The organism is Empedobacter sp. UBA3475 (assembly GCF_002378465.1).
Classification (GTDB): Bacteria; Bacteroidota; Bacteroidia; order Flavobacteriales; family Weeksellaceae; genus Empedobacter; species Empedobacter falsenii_B.
In genome coordinates this window covers 44,502-69,290 of sequence record NZ_DFRA01000051.1, presented here as the reverse complement: position 1 = coordinate 69,290, position 24,789 = coordinate 44,502, and the positions used below count along the sequence as shown (strand labels likewise).

43 protein-coding genes and 1 riboswitch are annotated in these 24,789 nt (G+C 33.9%); of the genes, 35 read left to right on the top strand and 8 right to left on the bottom strand.

Annotation, left to right across the window (positions count from 1 at the left end; translation table 11 throughout):
* Window positions 1-59: 59 nt before the first annotated feature.
* From B3I31_RS11620 to B3I31_RS11610, 3 genes are all read right to left on the bottom strand, one after another.
* Window positions 60-1,157: an inorganic phosphate transporter gene (locus B3I31_RS11620; protein WP_114999000.1), complete on the bottom strand. Its 1,098-nt coding sequence runs from the start codon at window positions 1,155-1,157 to the stop codon at window positions 60-62.
* 101 nt (window positions 1,158-1,258) lie between these two features.
* The gene (locus B3I31_RS11615; protein ID WP_291058720.1) at window positions 1,259-2,365 is read right to left on the bottom strand and encodes an inorganic phosphate transporter; all 1,107 of its coding nucleotides are present in this window, start codon (window positions 2,363-2,365) and stop codon (window positions 1,259-1,261) included.
* Between the two features lie 22 nt (window positions 2,366-2,387).
* Window positions 2,388-3,032, bottom strand: a complete 645-nt coding sequence (locus B3I31_RS11610; protein WP_019974212.1) for a DUF47 domain-containing protein — start codon at window positions 3,030-3,032, stop codon at window positions 2,388-2,390.
* 366 nt (window positions 3,033-3,398) lie between these two features.
* Here B3I31_RS11610 and B3I31_RS11605 point away from each other — a divergent pair, with 366 nt between their 5' ends.
* From B3I31_RS11605 to rpsN, 24 genes are all read left to right on the top strand, one after another.
* Window positions 3,399-4,058, top strand: coding sequence for a hypothetical protein (locus tag B3I31_RS11605; protein WP_291058716.1), 660 nt, complete (start codon window positions 3,399-3,401; stop codon window positions 4,056-4,058).
* Window positions 4,059-4,281: 223 nt separating this feature from the next.
* On the top strand, window positions 4,282-4,431 hold the full coding sequence (locus B3I31_RS11600) for a hypothetical protein (RefSeq protein ID WP_291058714.1): 150 nt from the start codon (window positions 4,282-4,284) through the stop codon (window positions 4,429-4,431).
* Window positions 4,432-4,452: 21 nt separating this feature from the next.
* Window positions 4,453-4,812 (top strand): PAS domain-containing protein, encoded by a 360-nt coding sequence (locus B3I31_RS11595; protein WP_291058712.1) that lies wholly within the window; start codon window positions 4,453-4,455, stop codon window positions 4,810-4,812.
* Window positions 4,813-4,835: 23 nt separating this feature from the next.
* A complete protein-coding gene (locus tag B3I31_RS14635; RefSeq protein WP_312350007.1) occupies window positions 4,836-5,045 on the top strand; it encodes a histidine kinase dimerization/phospho-acceptor domain-containing protein in 210 nt (69 codons plus the stop codon).
* Complete coding sequence (locus tag B3I31_RS11590; RefSeq protein ID WP_291058710.1) at window positions 4,972-5,175, top strand: hypothetical protein; 204 nt, start codon at window positions 4,972-4,974, stop codon at window positions 5,173-5,175. Before B3I31_RS14635 ends, B3I31_RS11590 begins: the two co-directional genes overlap by 74 nt.
* Before the next feature lies 1 nt (window position 5,176).
* Window positions 5,177-5,419 (top strand): ATP-binding protein, encoded by a 243-nt coding sequence (locus tag B3I31_RS14630; protein WP_409516648.1) that lies wholly within the window; start codon window positions 5,177-5,179, stop codon window positions 5,417-5,419.
* A gap of 239 nt (window positions 5,420-5,658) precedes the next feature.
* Complete coding sequence (gene rpsL / locus B3I31_RS11585; RefSeq protein ID WP_019974211.1) at window positions 5,659-6,042, top strand: 30S ribosomal protein S12; 384 nt, start codon at window positions 5,659-5,661, stop codon at window positions 6,040-6,042.
* A 12-nt stretch (window positions 6,043-6,054) separates the two neighbouring features.
* The gene (rpsG, locus tag B3I31_RS11580; protein WP_019974210.1) at window positions 6,055-6,531 is read left to right on the top strand and encodes a 30S ribosomal protein S7; all 477 of its coding nucleotides are present in this window, start codon (window positions 6,055-6,057) and stop codon (window positions 6,529-6,531) included.
* A 6-nt stretch (window positions 6,532-6,537) separates the two neighbouring features.
* Window positions 6,538-8,661, top strand: coding sequence for an elongation factor G (fusA, locus tag B3I31_RS11575; RefSeq protein WP_219034156.1), 2,124 nt, complete (start codon window positions 6,538-6,540; stop codon window positions 8,659-8,661).
* A gap of 10 nt (window positions 8,662-8,671) precedes the next feature.
* Window positions 8,672-8,977 carry a 30S ribosomal protein S10 gene (gene rpsJ / locus B3I31_RS11570; protein ID WP_019974208.1) on the top strand — a complete coding sequence of 102 codons (306 nt, stop codon included), beginning with the start codon at window positions 8,672-8,674 and terminating at the stop codon, window positions 8,975-8,977.
* 248 nt (window positions 8,978-9,225) lie between these two features.
* The gene (rplC, locus tag B3I31_RS11565) at window positions 9,226-9,855 is read left to right on the top strand and encodes a 50S ribosomal protein L3 (protein WP_038335606.1); all 630 of its coding nucleotides are present in this window, start codon (window positions 9,226-9,228) and stop codon (window positions 9,853-9,855) included.
* The gene (rplD, locus tag B3I31_RS11560; protein WP_038335460.1) at window positions 9,846-10,475 is read left to right on the top strand and encodes a 50S ribosomal protein L4; all 630 of its coding nucleotides are present in this window, start codon (window positions 9,846-9,848) and stop codon (window positions 10,473-10,475) included. Before rplC ends, rplD begins: the two co-directional genes overlap by 10 nt.
* Before the next feature lie 10 nt (window positions 10,476-10,485).
* Window positions 10,486-10,770 carry a 50S ribosomal protein L23 gene (gene rplW / locus B3I31_RS11555; protein WP_038335466.1) on the top strand — a complete coding sequence of 95 codons (285 nt, stop codon included), beginning with the start codon at window positions 10,486-10,488 and terminating at the stop codon, window positions 10,768-10,770.
* A gap of 15 nt (window positions 10,771-10,785) precedes the next feature.
* Complete coding sequence (rplB, locus tag B3I31_RS11550; protein ID WP_038335472.1) at window positions 10,786-11,610, top strand: 50S ribosomal protein L2; 825 nt, start codon at window positions 10,786-10,788, stop codon at window positions 11,608-11,610.
* A 3-nt stretch (window positions 11,611-11,613) separates the two neighbouring features.
* Window positions 11,614-11,892 (top strand): 30S ribosomal protein S19, encoded by a 279-nt coding sequence (gene rpsS / locus B3I31_RS11545; protein WP_019974202.1) that lies wholly within the window; start codon window positions 11,614-11,616, stop codon window positions 11,890-11,892.
* A 9-nt stretch (window positions 11,893-11,901) separates the two neighbouring features.
* Window positions 11,902-12,318 carry a 50S ribosomal protein L22 gene (rplV, locus tag B3I31_RS11540; protein WP_019974201.1) on the top strand — a complete coding sequence of 139 codons (417 nt, stop codon included), beginning with the start codon at window positions 11,902-11,904 and terminating at the stop codon, window positions 12,316-12,318.
* A 4-nt stretch (window positions 12,319-12,322) separates the two neighbouring features.
* Window positions 12,323-13,045 carry a 30S ribosomal protein S3 gene (gene rpsC / locus B3I31_RS11535; RefSeq protein WP_019974200.1) on the top strand — a complete coding sequence of 241 codons (723 nt, stop codon included), beginning with the start codon at window positions 12,323-12,325 and terminating at the stop codon, window positions 13,043-13,045.
* Between the two features lie 36 nt (window positions 13,046-13,081).
* Window positions 13,082-13,501 (top strand): 50S ribosomal protein L16, encoded by a 420-nt coding sequence (rplP, locus tag B3I31_RS11530; protein ID WP_038335490.1) that lies wholly within the window; start codon window positions 13,082-13,084, stop codon window positions 13,499-13,501.
* A gap of 22 nt (window positions 13,502-13,523) precedes the next feature.
* Window positions 13,524-13,712, top strand: coding sequence for a 50S ribosomal protein L29 (gene rpmC, locus B3I31_RS11525; protein ID WP_038335494.1), 189 nt, complete (start codon window positions 13,524-13,526; stop codon window positions 13,710-13,712).
* A 16-nt stretch (window positions 13,713-13,728) separates the two neighbouring features.
* Window positions 13,729-13,983, top strand: a complete 255-nt coding sequence (gene rpsQ / locus B3I31_RS11520) for a 30S ribosomal protein S17 (RefSeq protein WP_019974197.1) — start codon at window positions 13,729-13,731, stop codon at window positions 13,981-13,983.
* Between the two features lie 8 nt (window positions 13,984-13,991).
* The gene (gene rplN / locus B3I31_RS11515; RefSeq protein WP_019974196.1) at window positions 13,992-14,360 is read left to right on the top strand and encodes a 50S ribosomal protein L14; all 369 of its coding nucleotides are present in this window, start codon (window positions 13,992-13,994) and stop codon (window positions 14,358-14,360) included.
* Between the two features lie 9 nt (window positions 14,361-14,369).
* Complete coding sequence (rplX, locus tag B3I31_RS11510) at window positions 14,370-14,684, top strand: 50S ribosomal protein L24 (protein ID WP_038335509.1); 315 nt, start codon at window positions 14,370-14,372, stop codon at window positions 14,682-14,684.
* 1 nt (window position 14,685) lies between these two features.
* Window positions 14,686-15,249, top strand: a complete 564-nt coding sequence (gene rplE / locus B3I31_RS11505; RefSeq protein WP_038335516.1) for a 50S ribosomal protein L5 — start codon at window positions 14,686-14,688, stop codon at window positions 15,247-15,249.
* Between the two features lie 6 nt (window positions 15,250-15,255).
* Entirely contained in the window at window positions 15,256-15,525 is a 270-nt protein-coding gene (rpsN, locus tag B3I31_RS11500) for a 30S ribosomal protein S14 (RefSeq protein ID WP_019974193.1), read from the top strand.
* Window positions 15,526-15,596: 71 nt separating this feature from the next.
* Here the strand turns inward: rpsN and B3I31_RS11495 are convergent, their stop codons facing one another.
* The 5 genes from B3I31_RS11495 to thiM are packed head-to-tail and all read right to left on the bottom strand — an operon-like array spanning window position 15,597 to window position 19,126.
* On the bottom strand, window positions 15,597-16,232 hold the full coding sequence (locus tag B3I31_RS11495) for an HAD family hydrolase (RefSeq protein WP_125349695.1): 636 nt from the start codon (window positions 16,230-16,232) through the stop codon (window positions 15,597-15,599).
* On the bottom strand, window positions 16,217-16,879 hold the full coding sequence (tenA, locus tag B3I31_RS11490; protein ID WP_291058707.1) for a thiaminase II: 663 nt from the start codon (window positions 16,877-16,879) through the stop codon (window positions 16,217-16,219). The genes B3I31_RS11495 and tenA overlap by 16 nt, the downstream gene beginning before the upstream one ends.
* Complete coding sequence (gene thiD / locus B3I31_RS11485) at window positions 16,863-17,699, bottom strand: bifunctional hydroxymethylpyrimidine kinase/phosphomethylpyrimidine kinase (RefSeq protein WP_038335524.1); 837 nt, start codon at window positions 17,697-17,699, stop codon at window positions 16,863-16,865. Before thiD ends, tenA begins: the two co-directional genes overlap by 17 nt.
* Window positions 17,674-18,333, bottom strand: a complete 660-nt coding sequence (thiE, locus tag B3I31_RS11480) for a thiamine phosphate synthase (protein WP_038335526.1) — start codon at window positions 18,331-18,333, stop codon at window positions 17,674-17,676. The genes thiD and thiE overlap by 26 nt, the downstream gene beginning before the upstream one ends.
* Window positions 18,323-19,126: a hydroxyethylthiazole kinase gene (gene thiM / locus B3I31_RS11475; RefSeq protein WP_221853935.1), complete on the bottom strand. Its 804-nt coding sequence runs from the start codon at window positions 19,124-19,126 to the stop codon at window positions 18,323-18,325. Before thiM ends, thiE begins: the two co-directional genes overlap by 11 nt.
* Before the next feature lie 82 nt (window positions 19,127-19,208).
* Window positions 19,209-19,301, bottom strand: a riboswitch (TPP riboswitch).
* A gap of 287 nt (window positions 19,302-19,588) precedes the next feature.
* Between thiM and rpsH the strand changes: the two genes are divergently transcribed.
* From rpsH to rpsK, 11 genes are all read left to right on the top strand, one after another.
* Window positions 19,589-19,990 carry a 30S ribosomal protein S8 gene (gene rpsH / locus B3I31_RS11470; protein WP_019974187.1) on the top strand — a complete coding sequence of 134 codons (402 nt, stop codon included), beginning with the start codon at window positions 19,589-19,591 and terminating at the stop codon, window positions 19,988-19,990.
* Between the two features lie 22 nt (window positions 19,991-20,012).
* Complete coding sequence (gene rplF, locus B3I31_RS11465; RefSeq protein WP_219034155.1) at window positions 20,013-20,558, top strand: 50S ribosomal protein L6; 546 nt, start codon at window positions 20,013-20,015, stop codon at window positions 20,556-20,558.
* Window positions 20,559-20,571: 13 nt separating this feature from the next.
* Window positions 20,572-20,925, top strand: coding sequence for a 50S ribosomal protein L18 (gene rplR / locus B3I31_RS11460; protein ID WP_114999013.1), 354 nt, complete (start codon window positions 20,572-20,574; stop codon window positions 20,923-20,925).
* 16 nt (window positions 20,926-20,941) lie between these two features.
* On the top strand, window positions 20,942-21,463 hold the full coding sequence (rpsE, locus tag B3I31_RS11455) for a 30S ribosomal protein S5 (RefSeq protein WP_114999014.1): 522 nt from the start codon (window positions 20,942-20,944) through the stop codon (window positions 21,461-21,463).
* Window positions 21,464-21,474: 11 nt separating this feature from the next.
* Entirely contained in the window at window positions 21,475-21,654 is a 180-nt protein-coding gene (rpmD, locus tag B3I31_RS11450) for a 50S ribosomal protein L30 (RefSeq protein WP_038335538.1), read from the top strand.
* 30 nt (window positions 21,655-21,684) lie between these two features.
* Window positions 21,685-22,140, top strand: coding sequence for a 50S ribosomal protein L15 (gene rplO / locus B3I31_RS11445; protein WP_114999016.1), 456 nt, complete (start codon window positions 21,685-21,687; stop codon window positions 22,138-22,140).
* Window positions 22,141-22,155: 15 nt separating this feature from the next.
* On the top strand, window positions 22,156-23,526 hold the full coding sequence (gene secY / locus B3I31_RS11440) for a preprotein translocase subunit SecY (protein ID WP_038335544.1): 1,371 nt from the start codon (window positions 22,156-22,158) through the stop codon (window positions 23,524-23,526).
* 22 nt (window positions 23,527-23,548) lie between these two features.
* Entirely contained in the window at window positions 23,549-23,764 is a 216-nt protein-coding gene (gene infA, locus B3I31_RS11435; RefSeq protein ID WP_019974180.1) for a translation initiation factor IF-1, read from the top strand.
* 75 nt (window positions 23,765-23,839) lie between these two features.
* The gene (gene ykgO, locus B3I31_RS11430) at window positions 23,840-23,956 is read left to right on the top strand and encodes a type B 50S ribosomal protein L36 (RefSeq protein ID WP_013598490.1); all 117 of its coding nucleotides are present in this window, start codon (window positions 23,840-23,842) and stop codon (window positions 23,954-23,956) included.
* Window positions 23,957-23,968: 12 nt separating this feature from the next.
* Entirely contained in the window at window positions 23,969-24,346 is a 378-nt protein-coding gene (gene rpsM, locus B3I31_RS11425) for a 30S ribosomal protein S13 (protein ID WP_038335547.1), read from the top strand.
* Window positions 24,347-24,357: 11 nt separating this feature from the next.
* Complete coding sequence (gene rpsK, locus B3I31_RS11420) at window positions 24,358-24,747, top strand: 30S ribosomal protein S11 (protein WP_019974178.1); 390 nt, start codon at window positions 24,358-24,360, stop codon at window positions 24,745-24,747.
* Window positions 24,748-24,789: the final 42 nt, after the last annotated feature.

Genomic DNA, 24,789 nt, shown 5'->3' with positions numbered 1-24,789 from the left:
AATAGAAAATGGCTGTCAATTTTGACAGCCATTTTTTTTATATGATTAAATTTTTAATGTTAGAAAAACATCGAAAATAGATAATAAAATCCTGTTGCAATAAGTGCAGAAACTGGAATTGTCAAAATCCAAGCCCATAATAAACTAATTGTAACTCCCCAACGAACAGCAGAAACTCTTTTTACCATTCCAACACCAATAATAGAACCTGTAATTACATGCGTTGTAGAAACTGGCATTTTGATGTGTTCTGTGAAAAATAACGTGATTGCTGAAGCTGTTTGCGCTGTGAAACCTTCGATAGGAGTAATTTTTGTGATTTTATTTCCCATCGTTTTTAAGATTTTCATTCCGCCACCTAAAGTTCCTAAAGCAATTGCAGAGAAACACATAATCGGAACCCAATCGTGAATATCTGTACTACTTGTTGTGATGAACCAATGTTTCCAATTGAAAACATCATTCAAAATCCAATCATTCATATCAGTATTAACAATCGCAGTTTGATTGGCAAGTAAAGCAAACGTGATCACTCCCATTACTTTTTGAGAATCATTCAAACCATGACCAATACTCAACATTGCAGAAGAAACCAATTGCAATTTCTTGAACCAAGCATCTGCTTTATGTGGTTTTGCATTTCGACAAAGATTCAGCGTGATGATGTAAATAACATTACCAGCGACTAAACCAATAATTGGTGCAACCAAAATAAAAGCGATAATCGTTAAGATAATTGTACTGTTAATCGCAGAAAAATCATAACCTGTTGCAGCTAATGCACCTCCAGCTAAACCACCAATCAATGTGTGAGATGAAGAAGAAGGAATTCCTAATTTCCAAGTTAAAATATTCCAAGTGATTGCTGCAGAAAGTGCTGCCATAACAACGACAGATGGATTAGAGCCAAATGCGACGACAACATCTTCTTTGATAATTTTAGCGATTGTGTCTGCAACTCCGAATTCTCCAATGATAAATTTAGCAATGAAGAAAGCAACAAAATTGAAAAATGCAGCCCATATAACGGCTTGAATAGGAGTTAAAACCTTTGTAGTAACAACGGTTGCAATAGAGTTTGCGGCATCGTGAAAACCATTTAAGAAATCAAATAAAATGGCTAAGCCGATAATGATAAATAATACAGTTAATTGCATGGCGCAAATTTAAAACTTTATTAAACTTATCATTTATCAATTCGAAAATTATTTCAAAAATAAAAAAGGAGCTTAATTTAAGCTCCTTTAGAAATGATATTTTAAATAAATAACGTTACAACATAATAGATTAATGCAGCTAATAATGCTGAGACAGGAATAGTAAGTATCCACGCCCAAAGTAAACTAATTGTTACTCCCCAACGAACTGCAGAAACACGTTTCGTTAAACCTACACCAATAATAGAACCAGTAATTGTATGTGTTGTAGAAACTGGAATCCCGAAATGTTCAGAAATATAAAGCGTCATTGCTCCAGATGTTTCAGCAACTACACCTTCTAATGGCGTTACTTTTGTAATTTTAGAACCCATTGTTTTGATGATTTTCCATCCACCACCCATTGTACCTAATGCGATAACGATGAAAGATGTAATGGGAACCCATCCCCAATGTTCTACGAAATATTGAAATTTATCTTCAGCTTTTAAATATTCAGGATCAAAATCTACATTCATATGGTAAAAAATAACCGCAGCACCAATAATTCCCATTACTTTTTGCGCATCATTCATACCGTGTCCTAAAGAGAAAAGAGCAGAAGAAACTAATTGCAATTTCTTGAACCACCATTCTGCTTTTGCAGGTTTGGCTCTTTTACATATATGAAGCGTGATGATGGTTAATATAGAGGCGATAATCATCCCAATTAATGGTGCTAATACGATAAAACAAACAATTGGAATTACTTTTTTGTAAACAATTACATCTTCTCCACCGGCAGAAAAACCACCAGCGTGAGCCAATGCTGCTCCAATAAAACCTCCAATCAATGTATGAGAAGAAGAAGAAGGGATCCCGAACTTCCATGTTAATAAGTTCCAAGAAATGGCAGCGATAATTCCAGCTAATATTACTTCTAGTGTAATAAAATGCTCGTTAACCGATTTTGCAATCGTATTCCCAATCTTAAATTCTCCAATCCAATAGACCGAAATAAAGTAAGCTGCAAAGTTGAATGCTGCAGCCCAAAGTACAGCTTGAAAAGGCGTTAAAACCTTAGTAGCGACAATGGTAGCAATAGAATTTGCTGCGTCGTGAAAACCATTTATATAATCAAAAACAAAAGCTAAGACGATAATAGTAATCAATAAGATTCCTGGCGTTGACGTAAGCATGCTCGAAAACGCTGAAAAAAATTCTGTCATAATCTTTTAGATTAAGTTCTGGTTATGAGTGTTTTACCGCTACTGCTTCCAATACATTTGCAACACTTTTACATTTATCTGTTGCAGATTCTAATGAAGATAAAACTTCCTTGTATTTGATGATGTTTTTGGCATCAGTTTCGTTCTCAAAAATTTCTTGAACCGCTTTATCAAAAATACGGTCCGATTTATTTTCTAATTTATTGATTCGTTCACATATTTCGTAAATACGATTTACGTTTCTCAAATCTTTCAATTGCTCAATTCCTTCACCGATTAATTGACAAGCCTCTAAGTTAACAGCTGTAATTTTGCGGATAGATTTTGTAATTTTATCTACTTGATAAATATTGATACGATTCGCTGCACCATTTAAATTATCTGCAACATAATCGATAGATTTTACTAATTGATAAATATCTTCTCTGTCAAAAGGCGTGATAAAGTTTTTGCTTAACTCTAAATTTGTTTTTTGAGTAAGATATTCAATTTTACTTTCAATTTTAGAAATTTGTGCGATGTAATCTTCGCGTTCCTCAACTGGTGCGTTTACACATTCATGTAACAATTCAGCTAATTTGATTAAACTTTTTGAAGCCTCCTCGAACAAAGGATAGAAAACTTTATCCTTTGGAGTAAATAATTTAAAAAATGAGTTTACCGACATTTAATAATGTTTTGAAGTGCAAAATTAATTTTTCTAATGTAAAATTAACATTAAATAAATGTTTACACGAAATAAACTTGATAATCTTTTCAATTTTAATTGCTTAAAATTAAATTTTTTTTCACTCGATATAAAATGATTAATATTTAATGTTTTATTAATTAAAAATAGGTAAAATTATAACAGTCCATTATTATCGAATGAAACCTCTACGTCCTCAATATAAATCTCATATTCTATCTACAAGTTTTGTGGATCAAAGTCCTATAGGTTTCACTCAATTTTTTGGTAATGAATTGTTATTATCTTATGCAAATTCAAATTTCAATATTTTTTTAGGCTTGCAAAATAATGAAATTGAGATTAATGCAAAATCAATTTTTTGAAAATGATCAGTTTCATGAAATTTATACAATGATTACAAAAGCTTATGATTGTAATGATGTCTCGAAAGAAGTAAAGGTTGTAAATGTAAAACATGGAGATAGAGAAAAATGTAATTTTTTGGAATTTGTTGTTTCATCCGTTATTAATCAAGAAAATAATTGTGTAGAAAGTGTTTCTGTTGTTGTAATGGAAATTATTCAACAAAATTATTACGAGAACCGATTGATGAATATGCTTACAAATTTTGATTACATCGTTTCTAATTCTTTAACGTCTACTATTGTTCTTACAGGAATTGATCCAATTATTGAAGTGGTTAATCAAAAAATGATTGACTTTTTGGGAAGAGGAAACGCTATTTCCGGAAATAGATTTTTTGATGTTTTGTCAGAATTGGAAACTGACAATGTAATTCAATTATATCACCGGGTATTTGAAGAGAAAAAAGAACAAGAAGAAAAAGAATTTAAAGTAGAATATTTTTATAATAACCTTCTTTATACTAAGTTTTTGCATTTGCTACTTCGTCCAAAATTGGATAATAATGGAGAGGTAAGTTCTATTATCGTTTCATCTATTGATATTACAGATTCGATAGAAACACGAGAAAAACTTAAAAAAAAATTGAGAATTTATTAAAAGCATTTTTGGATCATGTACCTGTTTCGATAAATGTTTTAGAAGGAGAAATTTTTAGATATAGATTATCAAATAAATTATCGAATAAAATTTGGGGGCACGATATCAAAATAGATTCTATTCTAGAAGATACGGTTTCATATATAAAAGATCGTCCTATTTACAAAGAATTACAATTAGTTTATAAAACAGGTGTGCAAATTGAAAAAAGAGGGCATCAGTTTTGGATAGAAATGGTGATACAAAATATATCAATTATATTTTGCAACCAATCAAAGATGAAGAAGATAAGGTAGAATATATTTTGACATTAGGCTATGATGTTACCAATGAAATTGAATATAAAAATAAATTAGAAGCTAACGAAAAATGATTCAAAATTTTAGCAGATTTTATGCCTCAATTTGTTTGGACTTCAGATAAAGATGGTGTTGTAACATATTTTAATAAAAATTGGTACGATGCTTTCGGTTTAGGAGTTGATACCGATCCTGACAAAAGTTTTTGGAGTTTAATGCATCCGAATTTTCTTGATAAAGTTAGAAATAGCTGGATGGATGCAGTTCATCAAAATTCTACTTATGAGGTAGAATATCAATTAGTGAATCCAATTACCAATATTAGCAAATGGTATTTAGCACGTGGAAAAAGAGTTTGTAATGATATGACGAAACCGAACTTTGGATTGGAACTTGTACAGATATTGATGATTTCATACAATTACAGAAACAAAAAGACGATTTTATTGGAATAGCTAGTCATGAACTGAAAACGCCTTTGACAAGTTTAAAATTGTATGCACAATCTGTAGAAATAAATCTTCGGAAACAAGGAGATGAAAAAAATGCTGAAGTTGTTAAGAAAATGGAAACACAAATTAATAAACTGAATAAGTTGATTTCAGATTTGTTAGATGTTACCAAAATCCAAAGTGGACGAATGGTTTTACAAGATTCTATTTTTTTTGATGGAAGATTTGGTTGCTGAAATTGTAGAAGAGCAGCAGATGTCTACAAAAACACATACAATTATTTTGACTAAAGAAAGTGCTGGATATATACGTGGTGATAGGGATAGAATAGGGCAAGTTTTGAGAATGTTATTAACAATGCAGTGAAATTTGGCCAAATGCAAAAGTTTCAATAAAAGACAACGGTTTTGGAATTCCTCAAAATAAAATTCACCAAGTTTTTGATCAATATTTCAGAGTAGGTAGCGAATATGAACAAGGAATTAATGGTTTTGGATTAGAATTGTTTATTTGTGCTGAAATCATAAATAAAAGCAATGGTCAAATCTATGTCAAATCAGAATTACATAAAGGTTCTACTTTCTGTTTTGAGTTGGCAATTCTCAAATAATTTTTTCAATTATTCGCGATTATTATCATTTTTCAAATAAAAGATTTTACCATTATTGATTTTCTTGGTGAAATCTTTCTCCTATATTAAAATACTGTAAAAAAATACTTAGCGAATTATAAAATTTTATAAATCAATGCAAAATAAATGTCTAAATATTTTTTTTTGCTAGAATATTTTGTAGTTTTGCATGCCCAAAAAATGGGTTTAATCCAAATTTAAAAGGAAATTTAATTAGTATGCCAACAATTCAACAATTAGTTAGAAAAGGTAGAAAAAAACTAACCAAGAAGAGTAAATCGGCTGCATTGGAATCATGTCCACAACGCCGCGGTGTTTGTACACGTGTTTACACTACAACTCCTAAGAAACCTAACTCAGCAATGCGTAAAGTTGCTCGTGTTAGATTAACAAACGGGAAAGAAGTTAACGCGTACATCGGTGGTGAAGGTCATAATCTTCAAGAGCACTCGATAGTATTGGTTAGAGGAGGTAGAGTTAAAGATTTACCAGGTGTGCGTTACCACATTGTACGTGGAGCGTTAGATACTGCGGGAGTAAACGGACGTACTCAACGTAGAAGTAAGTATGGAGCGAAACGTCCTAAAGATGCTAAAAAATAAATTTAAGGTAAGATGAGAAAGACAAGAGCTAAAAAAAGACCTTTACTTCCAGATCCTAAATTTAATGATCAGTTAGTAACTCGTTTCGTAAACAACTTAATGTACGACGGAAAAAAATCTGTAGCATTCAAAATTTTCTATGATGCGTTAGAAATCGTAGATTCTCGTAAAGAAGATGCAGAAAAAACTTCATTAGACATTTGGAAAGAAGCATTATCTAATGTAATGCCTCACGTAGAAGTACGTTCTCGCCGTGTTGGTGGAGCTACATTCCAAATTCCAATGGAAATTCGTCCAGACCGTAAAATTTCAACAGCAATGAAATGGTTAATCAAATATTCTCGTAACAGAAACGAGAAATCGATGGCTCAAAAATTAGCTGGAGAAATTATTGCAGCTGCTAAAGAGGAAGGATCTGCCGTTAAAAAACGTCAAGATACTCACAAAATGGCAGAAGCTAACAAAGCATTCTCTCACTTTAGATTCTAATACACGATGGCAAGAGATTTAAAATACACAAGAAACATTGGTATTGCTGCTCACATCGATGCAGGAAAAACTACAACGACAGAGCGTATCTTATTCTATTCAGGTAAGAATCACAAAATTGGAGAAACTCACGAAGGATCAGCTACAACTGACTGGATGGAGCAAGAAGCTGAAAGAGGTATTACAATTACTTCTGCAGCTGTAACAGTAGATTGGACATTCCCAACAGAACAAGGTAAACCATTACCAGACGCTAAAGGATACCACTTTAATATTATTGACACTCCTGGTCACGTTGACTTTACAGTAGAGGTAAACCGTTCTTTACGTGTTTTAGATGGTTTAGTTTTCTTATTCTCAGCAGTTGATGGAGTTGAACCTCAGTCTGAAACAAACTGGCGTTTAGCAGATAACTATAAAGTTCCTCGTTTAGGTTTCGTTAATAAAATGGACCGTCAAGGAGCTGATTTCTTAAATGTTTGTCGTCAAGTACGTGAAATGTTAGGATCAAACGCTGTTCCTATCGTTTTACCAATCGGAGACGAAGCAGACTTTAAAGGAGTTGTAGATTTAATTAAAAACCGTGCAATTGTATGGCATGATGAGAATCATGGTTCTACATTTGATGTTGTTGAAATCCCAGCTGATATGGTTGACGATGTAAGACAATTCCGTGGTCAATTAATTGAAGAAGTAGCTGCGTATGACGAGAACTTATTAGAGAAGTACATGGAGGACGAAAACTCTATTACTGAAGAAGAAGTTCACGCTGCATTACGTGCTGCAACATTAGATATGTCTATCATCCCAATGACTTGTGGATCTTCGTTCAAAAACAAAGGTGTACAATTCATGTTAGATGCTGTATGTCGTTACTTACCATCACCAAGTGATAAAGAAGCGATCCCAGGAACTGACCCAAAAACTGACGAGCCTATCTCAAGAAAACCTTCAGTTGATGAGCCATTCGCAGCATTAGCATTCAAAATTGCTACTGACCCATTCGTAGGTCGTTTAGCATTCTTCCGTGCTTATTCAGGTGGATTAGACGCTGGATCTTACGTATTAAATACTCGTTCTGGTAACAAAGAACGTATTTCTCGTATCTTCCAAATGCACGCTAACAAACAAGAGCCTATCGAGAGAATCGAAGCAGGTGATATTGGGGCTGCAGTAGGTTTCAAAGATATCAAAACAGGAGATACTTTATGTGATGAAAAAGCACCTATCGTATTAGAGTCTATGGACTTCCCAGATCCAGTAATTGGTATCGCAGTTGAGCCTAAAACGAAAGCTGACGTTGATAAATTAGGTATGGCTTTAGCTAAATTAGCTGAAGAAGATCCAACATTCCAAGTAAAAACTGATGAGGCTTCTGGTCAAACAGTTATTTCTGGTATGGGTGAGTTACACTTAGATATCATCGTTGACCGTTTAAAACGTGAATTTAAAGTAGAGGTTAACCAAGGTGAGCCTCAAGTAGAGTACAAAGAATCATTCTCTCGTCCAGCTAATCACCGTGAGGTTTACAAAAAACAATCAGGTGGTCGTGGTAAATTTGCTGATATCGTTTTCGAAATGGGACCAGCAGATGAAGGAAAAGTAGGTTTAGAATTCGTTTCAGAAATTAAAGGTGGTAACGTTCCTAAAGAATTTATCCCTTCTATTGAGAAAGGTTTCAAAGCTGCAATGAAGAATGGACCTTTAGCAGGATTCGAAATGGATTCGTTAAAAGTTACTTTAAAAGATGGATCTTTCCACCCTGTGGATTCTGACCAATTATCTTTCGAGTTAGCTGCTCAAATGGGTTACAAAGCTGCTGCAAAAGCTGCTGGTGCTCAAATCTTAGAGCCTATCATGAAGTTAGAGGTTTTAACTCCAGAAGAAAACATGGGTGATATTGTAGGTGACTTAAACCGTCGTCGTGGTCAAGTATCAGGAATGGATGACAGAAATAACGCTAAAGTTATTAAAGCTATGGTTCCATTAGCAGAAATGTTCGGATATGTAACTTCATTACGTACATTATCTTCTGGTCGTGCTACATCTACAATGGAATTCGATCACTACGCTCCAGCACCAACAAACGTGTCTGAAGCTGTAATTGCTAAAGCAAAAGGTAACGCTTAATTCAAGAAAAATGAGTCAAAAAATTAGAATAAAATTAAAATCTTACGATTATTCTTTAGTTGATAAATCAGCTGAAAAAATCGTAAAAACTGTAAAAGCTACAGGAGCTGTTGTTAATGGACCAATTCCATTACCAACTCACAAAAGAATCTTTACAGTTTTAAGATCTCCACACGTTAACAAAAAATCTCGCGAGCAATTTCAATTATCAGCTCACAAAAGATTATTAGACATTTATTCTTCTTCATCTAAAACAGTTGATGCTTTAATGAAGTTAGAATTACCTAGTGGTGTTGAAGTAGAAATTAAAGTATAGTTAGCTGTATTTTAAATAAATATAAACCCTGAGACGTGCACATCTCAGGGTTTTTTTATGAATTGCTATTAAGAATGCTTTGATTGATATTTTTCGCTGTTTGTAAACTTTTGAAAAATAATCAATTGAAAGTTTGTTGTTTACAAATTAATTCATACATTTGCATGCTAATTTTAGAGAAGATCTCTAGTGGTCGAAAGTCCACATTCTCTGAAATATTAAACAAATTATTAACATATTTTAATCAAATGTCAGGTATCATTGGTAAAAAAATCGCGATGACTAGCTTATTTGATGAGAACGGGAAAAATATTCCTGTGACAATCGTAGAGGCTGGGCCATGTGTGGTTACTCAAGTCAGAACCGTAGAGAAAGATGGGTACGTTGCTGCTCAACTTGGTTTCGATGACGCAAAAGAAAAAAACACGACTAATGCTTTAAAAGGTCACTTTAAAAAAGCTGGAACTACTCCAAAGAGAAAGTTAGTTGAGTTTTACGGTGAAGAATTCGTGAACTCTTTAACTCTAGGAGGAGAAGTTAACGTTGAATTATTCAACGAAGGAGAATTTGTAAGTATTACAGGTACTTCAAAAGGAAAAGGTTTCCAAGGTGTTGTTAAACGTCATGGTTTCGGTGGGGTAGGTCAAGCTACACACGGTCAACATAACCGTTTAAGAGCTCCAGGTTCTATCGGTGCTGGTTCAGATCCATCTCGTGTATTCAAAGGAATGCGTATGGCTGGAAGAATGGGTGGTAAACAAGTTACTGTTCAGAACTTAAAAGTACTTAAAGTGGATACTGAGAAAAATCTTTTAATTGTTAAAGGTGCTATCCCAGGTCCTAAAAATTCATACGTAATCGTTAGAAGATGGAAGTAGTAGTATTAAACATCAAAGGTCAAGAAACTGGAAGAACAGTATCTTTAGACGAGGCAGTTTTCGGAATTGAGCCTTCTACACACACAGTGTACTTAGAAGTTAAACAATATTTAGCAGCTCAACGCCAAGGAACGCACAAAGCAAAAGAAAGAGCTGAGATTGCGGGATCAACTCGTAAAATCAAAAAGCAAAAAGGAACAGGTACAGCTCGTGCTGGTTCTATCAAATCTCCAGTGTTTAGAGGAGGAGGTAGAGTTTTCGGACCACGTCCAAGAAACTACTCTTTCAAATTAAACAAAGCACAAAAGAGATTAGCTAAAAAATCAGTTTTATCACAAAAGTTAGCTGAGAATGAAATCAAAGTTGTTGAAAACTTTTCTTTCGAAGCTCCAAGAACTAAAGAGTTCAAAACTGTTTTAACTGATTTAGGATTAGAGAACACAAAATCATTATTCGTATTAGGTGAATCTAATAGCAATGTATATTTATCTTCTCGTAACTTACAAAAAGTTAAAGTTGTTACAACTGAGGAATTAAATGTATTTGATTTAATCAATGCTTCTCAAATCGTATTTTTAGAAGGTTCTTTAGCAACAGTTCAAGAAAATTTAACAAAATAAGACGAAGAAAATGGGAATCATAATTAAACCAGTAATTTCAGAAAAAGCAACTAATAACAGTGAGTTGTTAGGGCAATATTCGTTTTATGTAGACACAAAAGCTAACAAAATTCAAATTAAAGAAGCTGTAGAAAAAACTTACGGTGTATCTGTAGTTTCTGTTAGTACTTTAGTATCTGCTCCAAAAGTAAAAACTCGTTACACAAAAACAGGTTTTCAAACTGGAAAAACAAATAAGTTGAAAAAAGCGATCGTTAGCTTAGCTGAAGGTCAAGAAATAGAGTTGTTCGGATAATTTAAGAATTAAAAAATGTCAGTAAGAAAATTAAAACCTATCACCCCGGGACAACGTTTTAGAGTGGTTAATGAATTTGCGGCAGTAGATAAAAATGCTAAGCCAGAAAAGACATTAGTTGAAGGAAAATCTAAATCGGGTGGACGTAACAACACTGGTAAAATGACAATGCGTTATATCGGTGGTGGACACAAACAAAAATATCGTATCATCGACTTCAAACGTGATAAAGAAGGTGCTGCAACTGTAGAATCTGTACAATACGATCCAAACAGAACTGCATTCATCGCTTTATTATCTTACGAAGATGGTGAAAAACGTTACATTATTGCTCAAAATGGTTTGAAAGCTGGACAAGTAATTGTTTCAGGTGAAAACGTAGAACCAGAAGTAGGTAATGCTATGAAGCTTAAAAATATGCCATTAGGTACAGTAATCTCTTGTATTGAATTACGTCCAGGGCAAGGAGCAGTTATGGCAAGAAGTGCAGGTACTTATGCTCAATTAGTTGCGCGTGATGGTAAATATGCTATCGTTAAGTTACCAAGTGGTGAATCAAGAATGATTTTAGTGGAGTGTAAAGCAACAGTAGGTGTTGTTTCTAACACAGACCATCAGTTAGAAGTTTCTGGTAAAGCTGGTCGTTCTAGATGGCAAGGTCGTCGTCCAAGAACTCGTCCAATGGTTATGAACCCTGTAGATCACCCAATGGGTGGTGGTGAAGGTCGTGCGACAGGAGGTATCCCTCGTTCTCGTAACGGTATTCCAGCGAAAGGTTACAAAACTCGTGACAAGAAGAAAGCGTCTAACAAATATATTGTTGAAAGAAGAAAAAAATAATTTATGGCACGTTCATTAAAAAAAGGACCATTCATCCACTATAAATTAGAAAAGAAAGTTCTTGCTAACGTAGAAAGCGGTAGCAAAAACGTGATCAAAACATGGTCAAGAGCATCAATGATTTCTCCTGATTTTGTTGGTCAAACAATCGCAGTACACAACGGAAAGCAATTTATTCCTGTTTATGTTACTGAGAATATGGTAGGTCATAAATTAGGTGAGTTCGCTCCTACACGTACTTTTAGAGGTCATGCCGGAGCTAAAAACAAAGGAAAAAAATAGTAAAGGGCCATGGGATCTAGAAAAAGATTAAGTAACGAAAGAATCAAAGAAGCTAACAAGCAGGTAGCTTTTGCGAAATTAAATAATGTTCCTACTTCTCCTCGTAAGATGAGATTAGTAGTAGATATTATCCGTGGAGTTGAAATTCAAAAAGCTTTAGGTATTTTAAAATATACTAAAAACCACGCTTCAATCCGTTTAGAGAAATTGTTATTAAGCGCTATCGCTAACTGGCAAATCAAAAATGAAGGAGCTGATGTTGAAGAAGCTGGATTATATGTTAAAGAAATCTCTGTTGATAGTGCACGTCAATTAAAAAGAATTCGTACTGCACCTCAAGGTAGAGCACATAGAATCAGAAAACGTTCAAACCATGTAACTTTGGTTTTAGGAACTAAAGAAGATAAACAAAAAGTACAAGATTAAGAATATGGGACAAAAAACTAATCCAATCGGAAATCGTTTAGGAATCATCAGAGGATGGGATTCTAACTGGTACGGTGGAAATGATTACGGTGATAAAATTGCAGAAGATGCAAAAATTCGTACTTATTTAAGAGCACGTTTGTCTAAAGCCGGAGTTTCTCGTATTTACATCGATCGTACTTTAAAATTAGTTACAGTAACTGTAACTACTGCTCGTCCAGGTATCATTATTGGTAAAGGTGGACAAGAAGTTGACAAATTAAAAGAAGAGTTAAAGAAAATCACTGGTAAAGAGGTTCAAATTAACATCTTCGAAATTAAGAGACCAGAATTAGATGCAATCTTAGTAGGGGATAGTATCGCTCGTCAAATTGAGAATCGTATTTCTTACCGTCGTGCTATTAAAATGGCAATTCAATCAGCAATGAGAATGAACGCAGAAGGAATCAAAGTTCAAATCTCTGGTCGTTTAAACGGTGCAGAGATGGCACGTTCTGAAACTTATAAAGATGGACGTATTCCTTTGTCTACATTCCGTGCAGACATTGATTACCACATTTCAGAAGCTCATACAACTTATGGTCGTTTAGGGATCAAAGTATGGATCATGAAAGGTGAGGTATATGGTAAGAGAGAATTATCTCCTTTAGTTGGATTACAGAAAAAACAAAAAAAGTCTGACAACAACAGAAAGGGAGGTGAAAGATCTAATAATAGAAAGCGATAATTTAGTTTAACAACTAACATAAAGAATTAAGTAGATATGTTATCACCGAGAAGAGTAAAGTTTAGAAAAACCCAAAAAGGTAAGATGAAAGGTGTTTCTCACAGAGGAACTCAATTAGCTTACGGGACTTTCGGGATCAAATCTTTAGACGAAGCGTTTATTACAGCACGTCAAATCGAGGCAGCTCGTATTGCTGCAACTCGTTTCATGAAGAGAGAGGGTCAATTATGGATTAAAATATTTCCAGATAAACCAATTACTAAGAAACCAGCAGAGGTACGTATGGGTAAAGGTAAAGGTGCACCAGAATATTGGGTAGCTCCTGTACAACCAGGTCGTATCTTATTCGAAGTAGGAGGTGTGCCAGTAGAGGTTGCAACTGAAGCATTGCGTTTAGCAGCTCAGAAGTTACCTGTTAAGACTAAGTTTATCGTTGCACGTGATTTCCAAAATTAATAATTTCAAAAATTAAGAAAAAATGAAAGCAGCAGATATTAGAAATCTAAGTGTTGAGGAGTTACAAGCTAAAATAGCTGAAGAACAAGCGAACTACGATCAATTAAAATTGACAAACGCTGTTTCTCCTGTAGCAAATCCAATCGGTATTAGAGACTTACGCAGAACAATTGCTCGTTTGAATACCGTGTTAAACGAAAAACAATCATAACAGTAATCTGTAACTGATGGAAAGAAAATTAAGAAAAGAAAGAGTAGGTTTAGTTACATCAAACAAAATGGAAAAAACCATTGTTGTAGCTGAAACTAAGAAGCAAAAGCACCCATTCTATGGGAAATTCGTTTTAAAAACGAAGAAATATACAGCGCACGACGAAAATAACGAGTGTAACGAAGGTGACACAGTGCGTATCATGGAGACTCGTCCTTTGTCTAAAAACAAAAGATGGAGATTAGTAGAAATCATTGAAAGAGCTAAATAAGATAAGTTATGTTACAACAAGAATCTAGATTAAAAGTTGCAGATAACACAGGAGCTCGTGAAGCATTAGTAATCCGCGTTTTAGGTGGTACTAAAAGAAGATACGCATCAGTAGGTGACAAAATCGTAGTTGCGATCAAAGAAGCTACACCTTCAGGAAACGTTAAAAAAGGTGCTGTATCAAAAGCTGTTGTAGTTAGAACTAAAAAAGAAGTTCGTAGAAAAGACGGTTCATATATCCGTTTCGACGATAATGCATGTGTATTATTGAACACTCAAGGAGAAATGCGTGGTACTCGTGTATTCGGTCCAGTTGCTCGTGAGTTACGTGATAAAGAATATATGAAAATTGTATCATTAGCCCCAGAGGTATTATAATAGAACAACATGGCAAAGTTAAAAATTAAAAAAGGAGACAAAGTAGTCGTTTTATCAGGATCTAACAAAGGTCAAACTGGTACTGTGTTACGCGTATTCCCTGACAAAGCTAAAGCTATCGTTGAAGGGGTTAATATTGCAAAAAAACGTGTAAAGCCAAGCGCACAAAATCCACAAGGTGGAGTTGTTGAAAAAGAAGCTCAAATCTATTTATGTAAATTGGCTTTAGTAGATCCAGAAACTGGGAAAGCAACGAAAGTAGCGATCAAAGAAGAAGGAGGGAAAAAAGTAAGAATTGCTAAAAAATCAGGAAAAGCTATCTAAGATGAGTACAACAACATACACACCTCGTCCGCAGGTTAAATATAAAGAAGAGATTGTAGCTGCTCTTAAAGAAGAGTTCGGATACAAATCTATTATGCAAGTTCCTAAATTAGAGAAAATTGTTTTATCTCAAGGTTTAGGTGCGGCTACAGCTGACAAAAAAATCGTTGATTACGCTATCGAAGAGTTAGAATTAATCACTGGTCAAAAAGCAGTAGGAACAATTTCTAAGAAAGATGAAGCAGCTTTCAAATTACGTAAAGGAATGCCAATTGGTGCTAAAGTAACTTTACGTGGTGAGAAAATGTACGAATTCTTAGATCGTTTAGTATCTGCAGCTTTACCACGTGTACGTGACTTTAGCGGTATTTCTTCTACAGGTTTCGACGGTAGAGGTAACTATAACTTAGGTATCAAAGAGCAAATTATCTTCCCAGAAATTAATATTGATAAAATCAAGAAAATTCAAGGTTTAGATATTACCTTTGTAACTTCAGCGAACACAGATAAAGAAGCAAAAGCTTTATTATCTAAATTCGGATTACCATTTACTAAAGAAAAATAAGAAGTCATGGCTAAAGAATCAATGAAAGCGCGTGAGCGCAAAAGAGAAGCATTAGTTGCTAAATATGCTGCGAAACGTCAAGCTTTATTAGAAGCTGGTGACTACGAAGCATTACAAAAATTACCTAAAAACGCTTCTCCTGTACGTTTACACAACCGTTGTAAATTAACAGGTCGTCCAAGAGGATACATGAGAACTTTCGGGATCTCTCGTGTAACTTTCCGCGAAATGGCGAACGAAGGGTTAATCCCAGGTGTTAAAAAAGCGTCTTGGTAATTTACCAATAGCTTTAGAAATATTAAATCCTTACTCTTTATTGAGTAAGGATTTTTTTGTTTTTGTAAGGTTTATATTTCTTTGATCAATTCCCTAAAATCAGCTATGTAATTTGGCTGAAGACAAAAATCTGAATTGTTGTAAATTTTATAATTTAAACCAGCATCTTTTGCTGAATTAATTCCGGTGAGTGAATCTTCGATAACTAAAACTTCTTCCTTTTGCTTTTCGCATAATGATAAAGCTTTTAAATAAGGTTCTGCATTTGGTTTGCCTTTTGAAACATCATCTGCTGAAATAGTGTGATCAAAATAGGAATGAAGTTTTAATTGTTGAAAAGCATACTTAATTTGTCTTCTAGAGGAATTGGAAACAAGAACAATTTGAATTTGATTGGCTTTTAAATGTTCCAACATCTCAGCAACGTGGTCATTTAATTGTACAAACTGATGAAAGTTTTCGACATAAAATTTTTCTGTCCAATCGATTATTTCCTCGTACAAATGATTTGTAAAGCGTTGCTGATTTTCTAACATCAATTGGATTGCTTCATTTGTTGTGAAATTCATTCCGTCATTTTCTACCAAACATATCGTATCCAACCGATATATTTTAATGACTTCATCAAACATCAGCTCCCATAATTGTTGACTATTTACGATTACCCCATCAAAATCAAAAAAGATGGCATTTATTTTCTTTCCCATGTGATATTTTCATAAGATGCATTCCAAAACTGAAATTCTAATTCGCTTGCTTTGACAAAAGCTTCTAGCATTTGTTCTTTTATTTTTTCAGTTGCTCCTTCTGCAATCTTATCAACATAACTTTTCGCTTTTTTTACACTTTCACCAAATTCATCTCCACTATAGGTCTCAATCCATTTTTGATATGGATTATTTTCTTTTGTTTGATTTTTGATGATTTCATCACCAACTTCTTTATAAATCCAAAAGCAAGGCAAAACAGCAGCTAATGCAATTTCAATAGGTTCGAATGCAGCTGTACTTTTTAAGAAATGTGAATAATGGTGACAAACAGGTTGTGTTTCGATGATGATGTTTTGCGATAATCCAAAATCCTCAAAATAGGATTCGTGTAAAGCACGTTCAACAATTAATGCATTTTTTCCGAATTCGAAAAAGTCAATGGCTTGTTGATTGTCTTCAGATTTTGATCCAATGGCAGCTAATACTCGCCCAAAATGTTCCAAATATTTTGCATCTTGTAACATGTAAAACTGAAATTTCTCTATTGGTAATGACCCATTTTGCAATTCAATTATAAAAGGCATATTTAGAATATCATTGTAAATAGGCGCGATGGTTTCCCAAGCTTTAGTTGTGAATGTCATAGGTTTTTAATTTTTGTGGATTAAATAAATGATTAAGAGGTCCATTTCCTTTTCCAATTGTTAGGTCTTTACTTCCTAATATTGCTTGTTCAACATATTCTTGTGCTAGTTGTACACTTTGTGTGAGTGAAACCCCCAAAGCTAAATTACACGCAATTGCAGAAGATAGTGTGCAGCCTGAACCATGCGTATTTTTTGTCTCTATTTTTTGAGAGGTATAACTTTGTACAGGTTGTTCTTTTTGAAATAAATAACTGATAATTTTTTCTTGCTGAAGATGTCCGCCTTTTAATAAAAGATTCTGACAACCTAAATTTAAAATCGTTTCTCCATAAGAAAGCATCAATTCAGCAGAATCAATTTTATGATTTACCAAAATACTTGCTTCATCAAGATTTGGCGTGATAAGCGTGGCCAAAGGAAAAAGCTTTTCTATGCAAGCTTCAAGTGTTTCTTCTTTGATTAACCGATGTCCACTTGTCGCAACCATGACAGGGTCATAAACAATCGGTCTATTGTAATTTTTTAATTCCTCTGAAATGATATGAACCAATTCAACACTATGAACCATTCCAATTTTTATTGCATCAGGATAAATATCCTCTAATATGGATTGAATTTGTTCACGAATTGCTTGTGCAGGAATTTCGTAAATATTTTGTACGCCTTGTGTATTTTGAACAGGCAAGGCTGTCAATACATTTGTTGCATAACAGCCATGAGCGGAAATTGTTTTGGTATCAGCTTGTATGCCAGCGCCACCGCTTCCGTCAAATCCGGCAATTGTTAAGACACTATATGCTTTTTGGATGGTATTCATTTTCGTTAATAATTTGTTTTAAAATTTGGGCAGATTTTTTTGGATTTTTGCTTCCGCAAATTGCAGAAACAATTGCAACACTATCTGCACCGGCTTGTATGATTTTAGCAATATTACTTTCATTAATTCCGCCAATTGCAATCAATGGTTTTGATGTTTTAGTTTTCAAAAATTTTAATCCTTCAAAACCCCATTCAGTAATCGTATTGGTTTTTGTTGGAGTCGAAAATATTGGACTTACCCCTAAATGATGTACATATTTCATTTCATCATCATTCAACTGTTTGATAATTTCTAAAGACCAACCAATATTTTTTAGAGCTTGTGCATTTTTGTGAATTTCAGAAGGTAATATATCTGACTGCCCGACATGTATTCCCCAAGGATTAACAGCGGTTGCGACTTCTAATGAATCGTTAATAATCAAAGGGATATTGTAGTGGTCCGTAATTTTTTTTAATATTGTAGCTTTTGAAATATACTCGCTGACAGTGCAATTTTTTTCCCGAAGCTGAATGATATCAACCCCACCTATAATTGCTTGCTCTGCAACATCTAACCAATGAAGATGCGTACAATCTTTTTCAGAAATGACTAAATACAAAGGATAAGGAAAAGTTGGATTAATCTTCATAAACTGAGATTTTCAAATTTGTTTGAATTTCTTCTGCAGATATATGGTATAACGTGTCATACAAATTCATTTGTAAGGTTCCTGGGCCATTACTTTTTTTCTGTGCCAATTCACCTGCTAAACTAAATATGGCCATGCCGCTAACCGTTTCGAGGAAAGGATTTTTATTAAGGCCAATAAAAGCACCGATGCTAGCTGTTGCTGAACAACCTAAACCAGTAACTTTAGTCATCAATTCATGACCATTTTTAATTTCAATTATCGGATTGTTGGATACAATAAAATCTGAAGCACCTGAAATGCAAACAACAGATCCAATTTTCTGGTTTAAATTGTGTGCTGCTTTTATCGCTTGATTACTTTGATGTGTACTGTCGACTCCTTTTCCCTGAACAGCTTCGAAGGTATCTAAAGCTAAAATTTCTGAAGCATTTCCTCTTATGACAGTAGGATGATAGCGAAGCAGTTCTTTTATAAGTTCATTTCTGAAAGTTGAAATTCCAGCTCCAACAGGGTCTAATACCCAAGGTTTATTCAGTTGATCTGCTTTTTTTGCTGCAATTAGCATGCTTTCTGCCCAATAATCATCAAGAGTTCCGATATTGATGACTAATGCATTTGAGATTTTGACGATATTTTCCACTTCTTTGTGTGCATGTATCATAACAGGCGATGCTCCAATTGCCAAAAGAGCATTTGCAGTATTGTTCATCACCACAAAATTGGTGATGTTGTGAACAAGCGGATTTTTTGTCCGGACAGCATGTAAATTTTGAATAATTAGATTTTCCATTAATTGATAATTTTTTAGATGAAACAATTAATGGCTAAAGAGGATTTTCTTTGAAAATAAAGCGTTGCAAATATTAAATAATTGCATAGATATTGCTTTTCCCTACGTCGGTGTTAACCGTATCAGGTTCAAAGGGACTCTCTCAATTCTTTTCAGAATACCCCTAAAGCCAAATCAAATTTATATAAATTGTTTTGACTTTCAGCTATTTTTTAAGAATAAAAATAGAAGATTACATCAAGAATTAATTGTTGAGATCGATTAAAAAGATAAATAAATATAAAGATTGAGTTTCATGTTTTGTCTTAATCCCTAGTTATAAAACGATTAAAAATAAATTATTTAGATTAATAGTTTGTAATTAAAAAATATGCAATATATTTGCAACCCAAATGCATAGTGCATTTTGGTAAAAGTTTAATTTTAAAAGTAGTGCTTACGCGCTATACTATAGAATTATTTATGTATACAGATCCAATTTCAGATTTTCTAACTCGCGTTAGAAATGCAATGATGGCAGGACACAAAGTAGTGGAAATTCCTGCATCTAAAATTAAAAAAGAGATCACTAAGATCTTATTTGAACAAGGTTACATCTTGAACTACAAATTCGAAGGACAAGATCAACCTCAAGGAACAATTAAAATCGCTTTAAAGTACGACAAAGTTACTAAAGAGCCAGCTATCCGTAAAATCAAAAGAGCTTCAACTCCAGGTTTACGTCAATACGCAGGATCTAAAGAATTACCTCGTGTATTAAACGGTTTAGGTGTTGCTATCATCTCAACTTCTAAAGGTGTGATGACAGATAAACAAGCTCGTCAAGAGAATGTAGGTGGTGAAGTTTTATGTTTTGTTTATTAATCTTTTAAAAAATTAAGAAATTATGTCAAGAATAGGACACGCACATATCAACATCCCTGCAGCAGCAACTGTTGAATTTAAAGATAACGTAGTTACTGTAAAAGGTAACAACATTACAATGACAAGAGAGTTAAAAGAAGGATTTGATTTAACAATCGAAGACGGAGTTTTAACTGTAGTTCGTCCAAACGATTCTAAAGATAACAAAGCTTTACATGGTTTATACCGTTCATTAATCAATAACATGATTACTGGTGTAACAGAAGGTTTTAAAAAACAATTAGAATTAGTTGGTGTTGGTTATAGAGCATCTAACAACGGACAAAAATTAGATTTGTCATTAGGTTTCTCTCACAATATCGTTATTGAATTACCTGTTGAAATTAAAGTTGAAACTTTAACAGAAAAAGGTAAAAATCCTATTATTACATTATCATCTCATGATAATCAATTATTAGGAATGATTGTAGCGAAAATTCGTTCTTACCGTAAGCCAGAGCCTTACAAAGGAAAAGGAATTAAATTCGTAGGAGAAATTATTAGAAGAAAAGCAGGTAAATCTGCATAAAAATCATTGAAAAATGGCATTATCTAAAGTAGAAAAAAGACAAAAAATAAAAAGACGCGTGCGTCGAAATATTTTTGGAACAGAAACTAAACCTCGTTTATCAGTTTACCGTTCTAACAAAGAAATTTACGCTCAAATTATTGACGATAACAATGGAGTAACTTTAGCTTCTGCATCATCTCGTGAAAAAGGTGTTGCTGTAGAAGGTACAAAATCTGAAGTTTCTGTATCAGTTGGTAAAGCATTAGCTGCTAAAGCTATTGCAAAAGGAATTGAAACTGTAGTTTTTGATCGTAACGGTTTCGTATATCATGGTAGAATCAAAGCTTTAGCAGATGGTGCTAGAGAAGGTGGATTAAAATTCTAAAAAAGAGAAAGAAATTATGTTAGGATTTAAAAACGTAGAAAGAGTAAAACCAACAGGTTTAGATTTAAAAGATCGTTTAGTTGGAGTACAACGTGTTACTAAAGTAACAAAAGGAGGTAGAGCATTTGGTTTCTCTGCAATCGTAGTAGTAGGTGACGGAAACGGAGTAGTAGGTTACGGATTAGGGAAATCTAAAGACGTAGCTTCTGCAATCGCTAAAGCTATCGAAGACGCTAAGAAAAACTTAGTACGTATCCCGTTATTTAACAACACAATTCCTCACGAACAAGAAGCTCGTTTCGGTGGTGCGCAAGTATTCATCCGTCCAGCATCTAAAGGTACAGGGGTAATTGCAGGTGGTACAGTACGTGCGGTATTAGAATCAGTTGGTGTACATGATGTATTATCAAAATCAAAAGGTTCTTCTAACCCTCATAACGCAGTAAAAGCTACATTCCGCGCTTTATTAAGCTTACGTTCTGTAGAGACTATTGCTCGTCAAAGAGGTATTTCTGTAACTAAAGTATTCAACGGTTAAAAAAAAGTAAAATGAGCAAAGTAAGAGTAAAACAAACACGTAGTGCAATCAACCGTGATAAATCTCAAAAAGCTACATTAGTTGCTTTAGGTTTAAAAAAGTTGAATCAAGTTGTTGAGCACGAATCAACTCCTCAAATTGAAGGAATGATCCGTAAAATCTCACACTTAGTAGTAGTAGAAAGAGCTTAATCGCTTTTAACCTTTTAAAAATTATTAAAAATGAATTTAAGTAATTTAAAACCAGCTGCTGGTTCAGTACAAAATAAATTCCGTAAAGGTAGAGGTGAAGGTAGTGGAAACGGTTTGACAGCAGGTCGTGGACACAAAGGTGCTAAATCTCGTTCTGGTTATTCAAGAAAAATCGGTTTCGAAGGTGGACAAATGCCTTTACAAAGACGTTTACCTAAATTTGGTTTCAAAAACATCAACAGAGTTGAGTACACAGGAATCAATTTAGATACAATTCAACAATTAGTTGATAACAACAAAATTACAGATACTTTAAATAAAGAAACATTAGTTCAGTTAGGATTAGCTCACAAAAATGACTTAGTGAAAATTTTAGGTCGTGGAGAGTTAAAAGCAACTGTTAATGTTACTGCTGATAAATTCACTCAAACAGCTCAAGAAGCTATTGTGAATGCAGGAGGTAAAGTAGAATTAGTTAACGCTTAAGAATATATTTTATAGATGAAAGGGTTTATACAGACCATAAAAAATATCTGGAGCATAAAAGAATTGAAGGATAAGTTACTTGTAACTATCCTTCTATTGTTGGTTTATAGATTCGGTTCTCATATTCCACTTCCAGGTGTCGATATTAACGAGGTTAATCGTTTTGTTGCAGACCAAGAAAATGCAAATTCAGGAATTTTAGGATTATTAAACTCTTTTACCGGAGGTTCTTTTAAGAGAGCTTCCGTATTTGCGTTAGGAATTATGCCTTATATCTCTGCTTCGATTGTTATACAATTGATGGGATTAGCAGTACCTTACATCCAAAAACTACAAAAAGAAGGAGAAAGCGGACGTAACAAAGTAAACCAAATTACGAGATGGTTAACAATCGGGATTTGTTTGGTGCAAGCACCAGCATACCTTACATTAGTAACTTCTCAAATTTTACCTTACGATCCAACTTCATCATATGCTATCTATGTAATTCCTCCAACCAACTTTTGGTTCTGGTTCCCTTCAACAATCATTTTGATTACAGGGACAATCTTTGCCATGTGGATGGGAGAAAAAATTACTGACAAAGGTATAGGTAACGGTATTTCAATCTTAATTATGGTTGGTATCCTAGCCGACTTACCAAAAGCAATATTTAATGCATTTGAAGTTGACCCTTCAAACGGTATTTTCTTCTTGATAGAAATGTTAGGGTTAATCCTAGTTATTGCAATGTGTATTATGATTGTTGCAGCGGTGCGTAAAGTACCAGTACAATATGTAAGAAGAGCGCAAACTTCAAGTAGTTCATATATGAGATCAGTTACAGACTCTGTACGTTCATATATTCCACTTAAAGTAAATGCAGCAGGTGTAATGCCTATTATCTTCGCACAAGCAATTATGTTTTTACCAGGAACATTGGCAAACTATTTCTTAGACGAAGGAAGTCCAGTAAAAGCATTCTTCGCGAAAATGGCAGATCCATTTACGTGGGAATACAATTTGATCTTCGGATTACTAATTATTATCTTCACATATTTCTATACTGCAATCACAATCCCAGTAAACCAAATGGCAGAAGATCTTAAACGTAACGGAGGAATCATCCCTGGAATCCGTCCTGGAAAAGAAACTGCAAATTTTTTAGACGAAATTTTATCAAAAATTACGTTACCTGGAGCAATTTTACTAACTTTGCTTGCTGTTTTGCCAGCGATTGTAAAATTATTAGGTGTAGAACAGAGCTTAGCAATGTTCTTTGGAGGTACATCAATGTTAATTATGGTGGGAGTTATCTTAGATACTGTACAACAAATTAATACATATTTATTAAATCACCGTTACGATGGTTTAATGTCTTCAGGTAGAACTTCAAGAGATATCTAATAAGATTTTATTAAAAAGATTTATGGCTAAACAAAAACATATTGAACAAGACGGTACGATTACAGAAGCATTATCAAATGCAATGTTCCGTGTCGAATTAGAAAATGGACATGTTGTAACATGTAACATATCTGGTAAAATGCGTATGCACTATATCAAATTATTACCAGGTGATAGAGTTAAAATAGAGATGTCTCCTTACGATTTAACGAAAGGTAGAATATCTTACAGATACTAAAAGAAATAATAACGACTGGTGATAGAGTTAATGTAGATACGTTAACTCTATCGGATTATAAATAAATTTACAAAGATGAAAATTAGAGCATCCATTAAAAAGAGAAGTGCTGACTGTAAAATTGTGCGTCGTAAAGGACGTTTGTATGTGATCAACAAAAAGAATCCTAAGTTTAAACAAAGACAAGGTTAATTATTTAGAATTATGGCAAGAATTTCAGGTGTAGATTTACCTAAAAACAAAAGAGGGGTAATCGGACTTACATACATTTACGGGATCGGAAGAAGCAGTGCTTCTAAAATCTTAGCTGAAAATAATATTTCAGAAGATACAAAAGTTAGCGAATGGACTGATGAAGAAATCAACGCAATCCGTGCATCGATCAATGAAACTTTCAAAGTAGAAGGTGAATTAAGATCAGAAATCCAATTAAACATTAAACGTTTAATGGATATCGGATGTCAAAGAGGTATTCGTCACAGATTAGGTTTACCATTACGTGGTCAAAGAACAAAAAATAACTCACGTACAAGAAAAGGTAAAAAGAAAACAGTTGCTAACAAGAAAAAAGCCACTAAATAATAAATAGGATCATGGCAAAAAATCAGAAAGTAGTAAAGAAAAGAAAAGTAGTTATTGAAGCTACTGGACAAGCTCATATTCAAGCATCGTTTAACAATGTTATCGTTACTTTAACAAACAAAAACGGTGAAGTTATCTCTTGGTCTTCAGCAGGTAAAATGGGATTCCGTGGATCTAAAAAGAACACTCCTTACGCTGCTCAAGTAGCTGCTCAAGATGCAACAACAGTTGCATACGAAGCAGGATTAAGAAGAGTAAAAGTATTCGTGAAAGGACCAGGTCAAGGTCGTGAATCTGCTATTAGAACAATTCATAACGGTGGTATCGAGGTTTCTGAAATCGTTGATGTTACTCCATTACCACACAATGGATGTCGTCCACCTAAAAAGAGAAGAGTATAATCATTTTTCTCAATTTAATTATTTAATATATTTAATAGTAAC

Coding starts and splice junctions, on each gene's coding strand:
- B3I31_RS11620 (WP_114999000.1), bottom strand. CDS start 1,157: ATGCAATTAACTGTATTATTTATCATTATCGGCTTAGCCATTTTATTT.
- B3I31_RS11615 (WP_291058720.1), bottom strand. CDS start 2,365: ATGACAGAATTTTTTTCAGCGTTTTCGAGCATGCTTACGTCAACGCCA.
- B3I31_RS11610 (WP_019974212.1), bottom strand. CDS start 3,032: ATGTCGGTAAACTCATTTTTTAAATTATTTACTCCAAAGGATAAAGTT.
- B3I31_RS11605 (WP_291058716.1), top strand. CDS start 3,399: ATGCAAAATCAATTTTTTGAAAATGATCAGTTTCATGAAATTTATACA.
- B3I31_RS11595 (WP_291058712.1), top strand. CDS start 4,453: ATGCCTCAATTTGTTTGGACTTCAGATAAAGATGGTGTTGTAACATAT.
- B3I31_RS11590 (WP_291058710.1), top strand. CDS start 4,972: ATGTTACCAAAATCCAAAGTGGACGAATGGTTTTACAAGATTCTATTT.
- rpsL (WP_019974211.1), top strand. CDS start 5,659: ATGCCAACAATTCAACAATTAGTTAGAAAAGGTAGAAAAAAACTAACC.
- rpsG (WP_019974210.1), top strand. CDS start 6,055: ATGAGAAAGACAAGAGCTAAAAAAAGACCTTTACTTCCAGATCCTAAA.
- fusA (WP_219034156.1), top strand. CDS start 6,538: ATGGCAAGAGATTTAAAATACACAAGAAACATTGGTATTGCTGCTCAC.
- rpsJ (WP_019974208.1), top strand. CDS start 8,672: ATGAGTCAAAAAATTAGAATAAAATTAAAATCTTACGATTATTCTTTA.
- rplC (WP_038335606.1), top strand. CDS start 9,226: ATGTCAGGTATCATTGGTAAAAAAATCGCGATGACTAGCTTATTTGAT.
- rplD (WP_038335460.1), top strand. CDS start 9,846: ATGGAAGTAGTAGTATTAAACATCAAAGGTCAAGAAACTGGAAGAACA.
- rplW (WP_038335466.1), top strand. CDS start 10,486: ATGGGAATCATAATTAAACCAGTAATTTCAGAAAAAGCAACTAATAAC.
- rplB (WP_038335472.1), top strand. CDS start 10,786: ATGTCAGTAAGAAAATTAAAACCTATCACCCCGGGACAACGTTTTAGA.
- rpsS (WP_019974202.1), top strand. CDS start 11,614: ATGGCACGTTCATTAAAAAAAGGACCATTCATCCACTATAAATTAGAA.
- rplV (WP_019974201.1), top strand. CDS start 11,902: ATGGGATCTAGAAAAAGATTAAGTAACGAAAGAATCAAAGAAGCTAAC.
- rpsC (WP_019974200.1), top strand. CDS start 12,323: ATGGGACAAAAAACTAATCCAATCGGAAATCGTTTAGGAATCATCAGA.
- rplP (WP_038335490.1), top strand. CDS start 13,082: ATGTTATCACCGAGAAGAGTAAAGTTTAGAAAAACCCAAAAAGGTAAG.
- rpmC (WP_038335494.1), top strand. CDS start 13,524: ATGAAAGCAGCAGATATTAGAAATCTAAGTGTTGAGGAGTTACAAGCT.
- rpsQ (WP_019974197.1), top strand. CDS start 13,729: ATGGAAAGAAAATTAAGAAAAGAAAGAGTAGGTTTAGTTACATCAAAC.
- rplN (WP_019974196.1), top strand. CDS start 13,992: ATGTTACAACAAGAATCTAGATTAAAAGTTGCAGATAACACAGGAGCT.
- rplX (WP_038335509.1), top strand. CDS start 14,370: ATGGCAAAGTTAAAAATTAAAAAAGGAGACAAAGTAGTCGTTTTATCA.
- rplE (WP_038335516.1), top strand. CDS start 14,686: ATGAGTACAACAACATACACACCTCGTCCGCAGGTTAAATATAAAGAA.
- rpsN (WP_019974193.1), top strand. CDS start 15,256: ATGGCTAAAGAATCAATGAAAGCGCGTGAGCGCAAAAGAGAAGCATTA.
- B3I31_RS11495 (WP_125349695.1), bottom strand. CDS start 16,232: ATGGGAAAGAAAATAAATGCCATCTTTTTTGATTTTGATGGGGTAATC.
- tenA (WP_291058707.1), bottom strand. CDS start 16,879: ATGACATTCACAACTAAAGCTTGGGAAACCATCGCGCCTATTTACAAT.
- thiD (WP_038335524.1), bottom strand. CDS start 17,699: ATGAATACCATCCAAAAAGCATATAGTGTCTTAACAATTGCCGGATTT.
- thiE (WP_038335526.1), bottom strand. CDS start 18,333: ATGAAGATTAATCCAACTTTTCCTTATCCTTTGTATTTAGTCATTTCT.
- thiM (WP_221853935.1), bottom strand. CDS start 19,126: ATGGAAAATCTAATTATTCAAAATTTACATGCTGTCCGGACAAAAAAT.
- rpsH (WP_019974187.1), top strand. CDS start 19,589: ATGTATACAGATCCAATTTCAGATTTTCTAACTCGCGTTAGAAATGCA.
- rplF (WP_219034155.1), top strand. CDS start 20,013: ATGTCAAGAATAGGACACGCACATATCAACATCCCTGCAGCAGCAACT.
- rplR (WP_114999013.1), top strand. CDS start 20,572: ATGGCATTATCTAAAGTAGAAAAAAGACAAAAAATAAAAAGACGCGTG.
- rpsE (WP_114999014.1), top strand. CDS start 20,942: ATGTTAGGATTTAAAAACGTAGAAAGAGTAAAACCAACAGGTTTAGAT.
- rpmD (WP_038335538.1), top strand. CDS start 21,475: ATGAGCAAAGTAAGAGTAAAACAAACACGTAGTGCAATCAACCGTGAT.
- rplO (WP_114999016.1), top strand. CDS start 21,685: ATGAATTTAAGTAATTTAAAACCAGCTGCTGGTTCAGTACAAAATAAA.
- secY (WP_038335544.1), top strand. CDS start 22,156: ATGAAAGGGTTTATACAGACCATAAAAAATATCTGGAGCATAAAAGAA.
- infA (WP_019974180.1), top strand. CDS start 23,549: ATGGCTAAACAAAAACATATTGAACAAGACGGTACGATTACAGAAGCA.
- ykgO (WP_013598490.1), top strand. CDS start 23,840: ATGAAAATTAGAGCATCCATTAAAAAGAGAAGTGCTGACTGTAAAATT.
- rpsM (WP_038335547.1), top strand. CDS start 23,969: ATGGCAAGAATTTCAGGTGTAGATTTACCTAAAAACAAAAGAGGGGTA.
- rpsK (WP_019974178.1), top strand. CDS start 24,358: ATGGCAAAAAATCAGAAAGTAGTAAAGAAAAGAAAAGTAGTTATTGAA.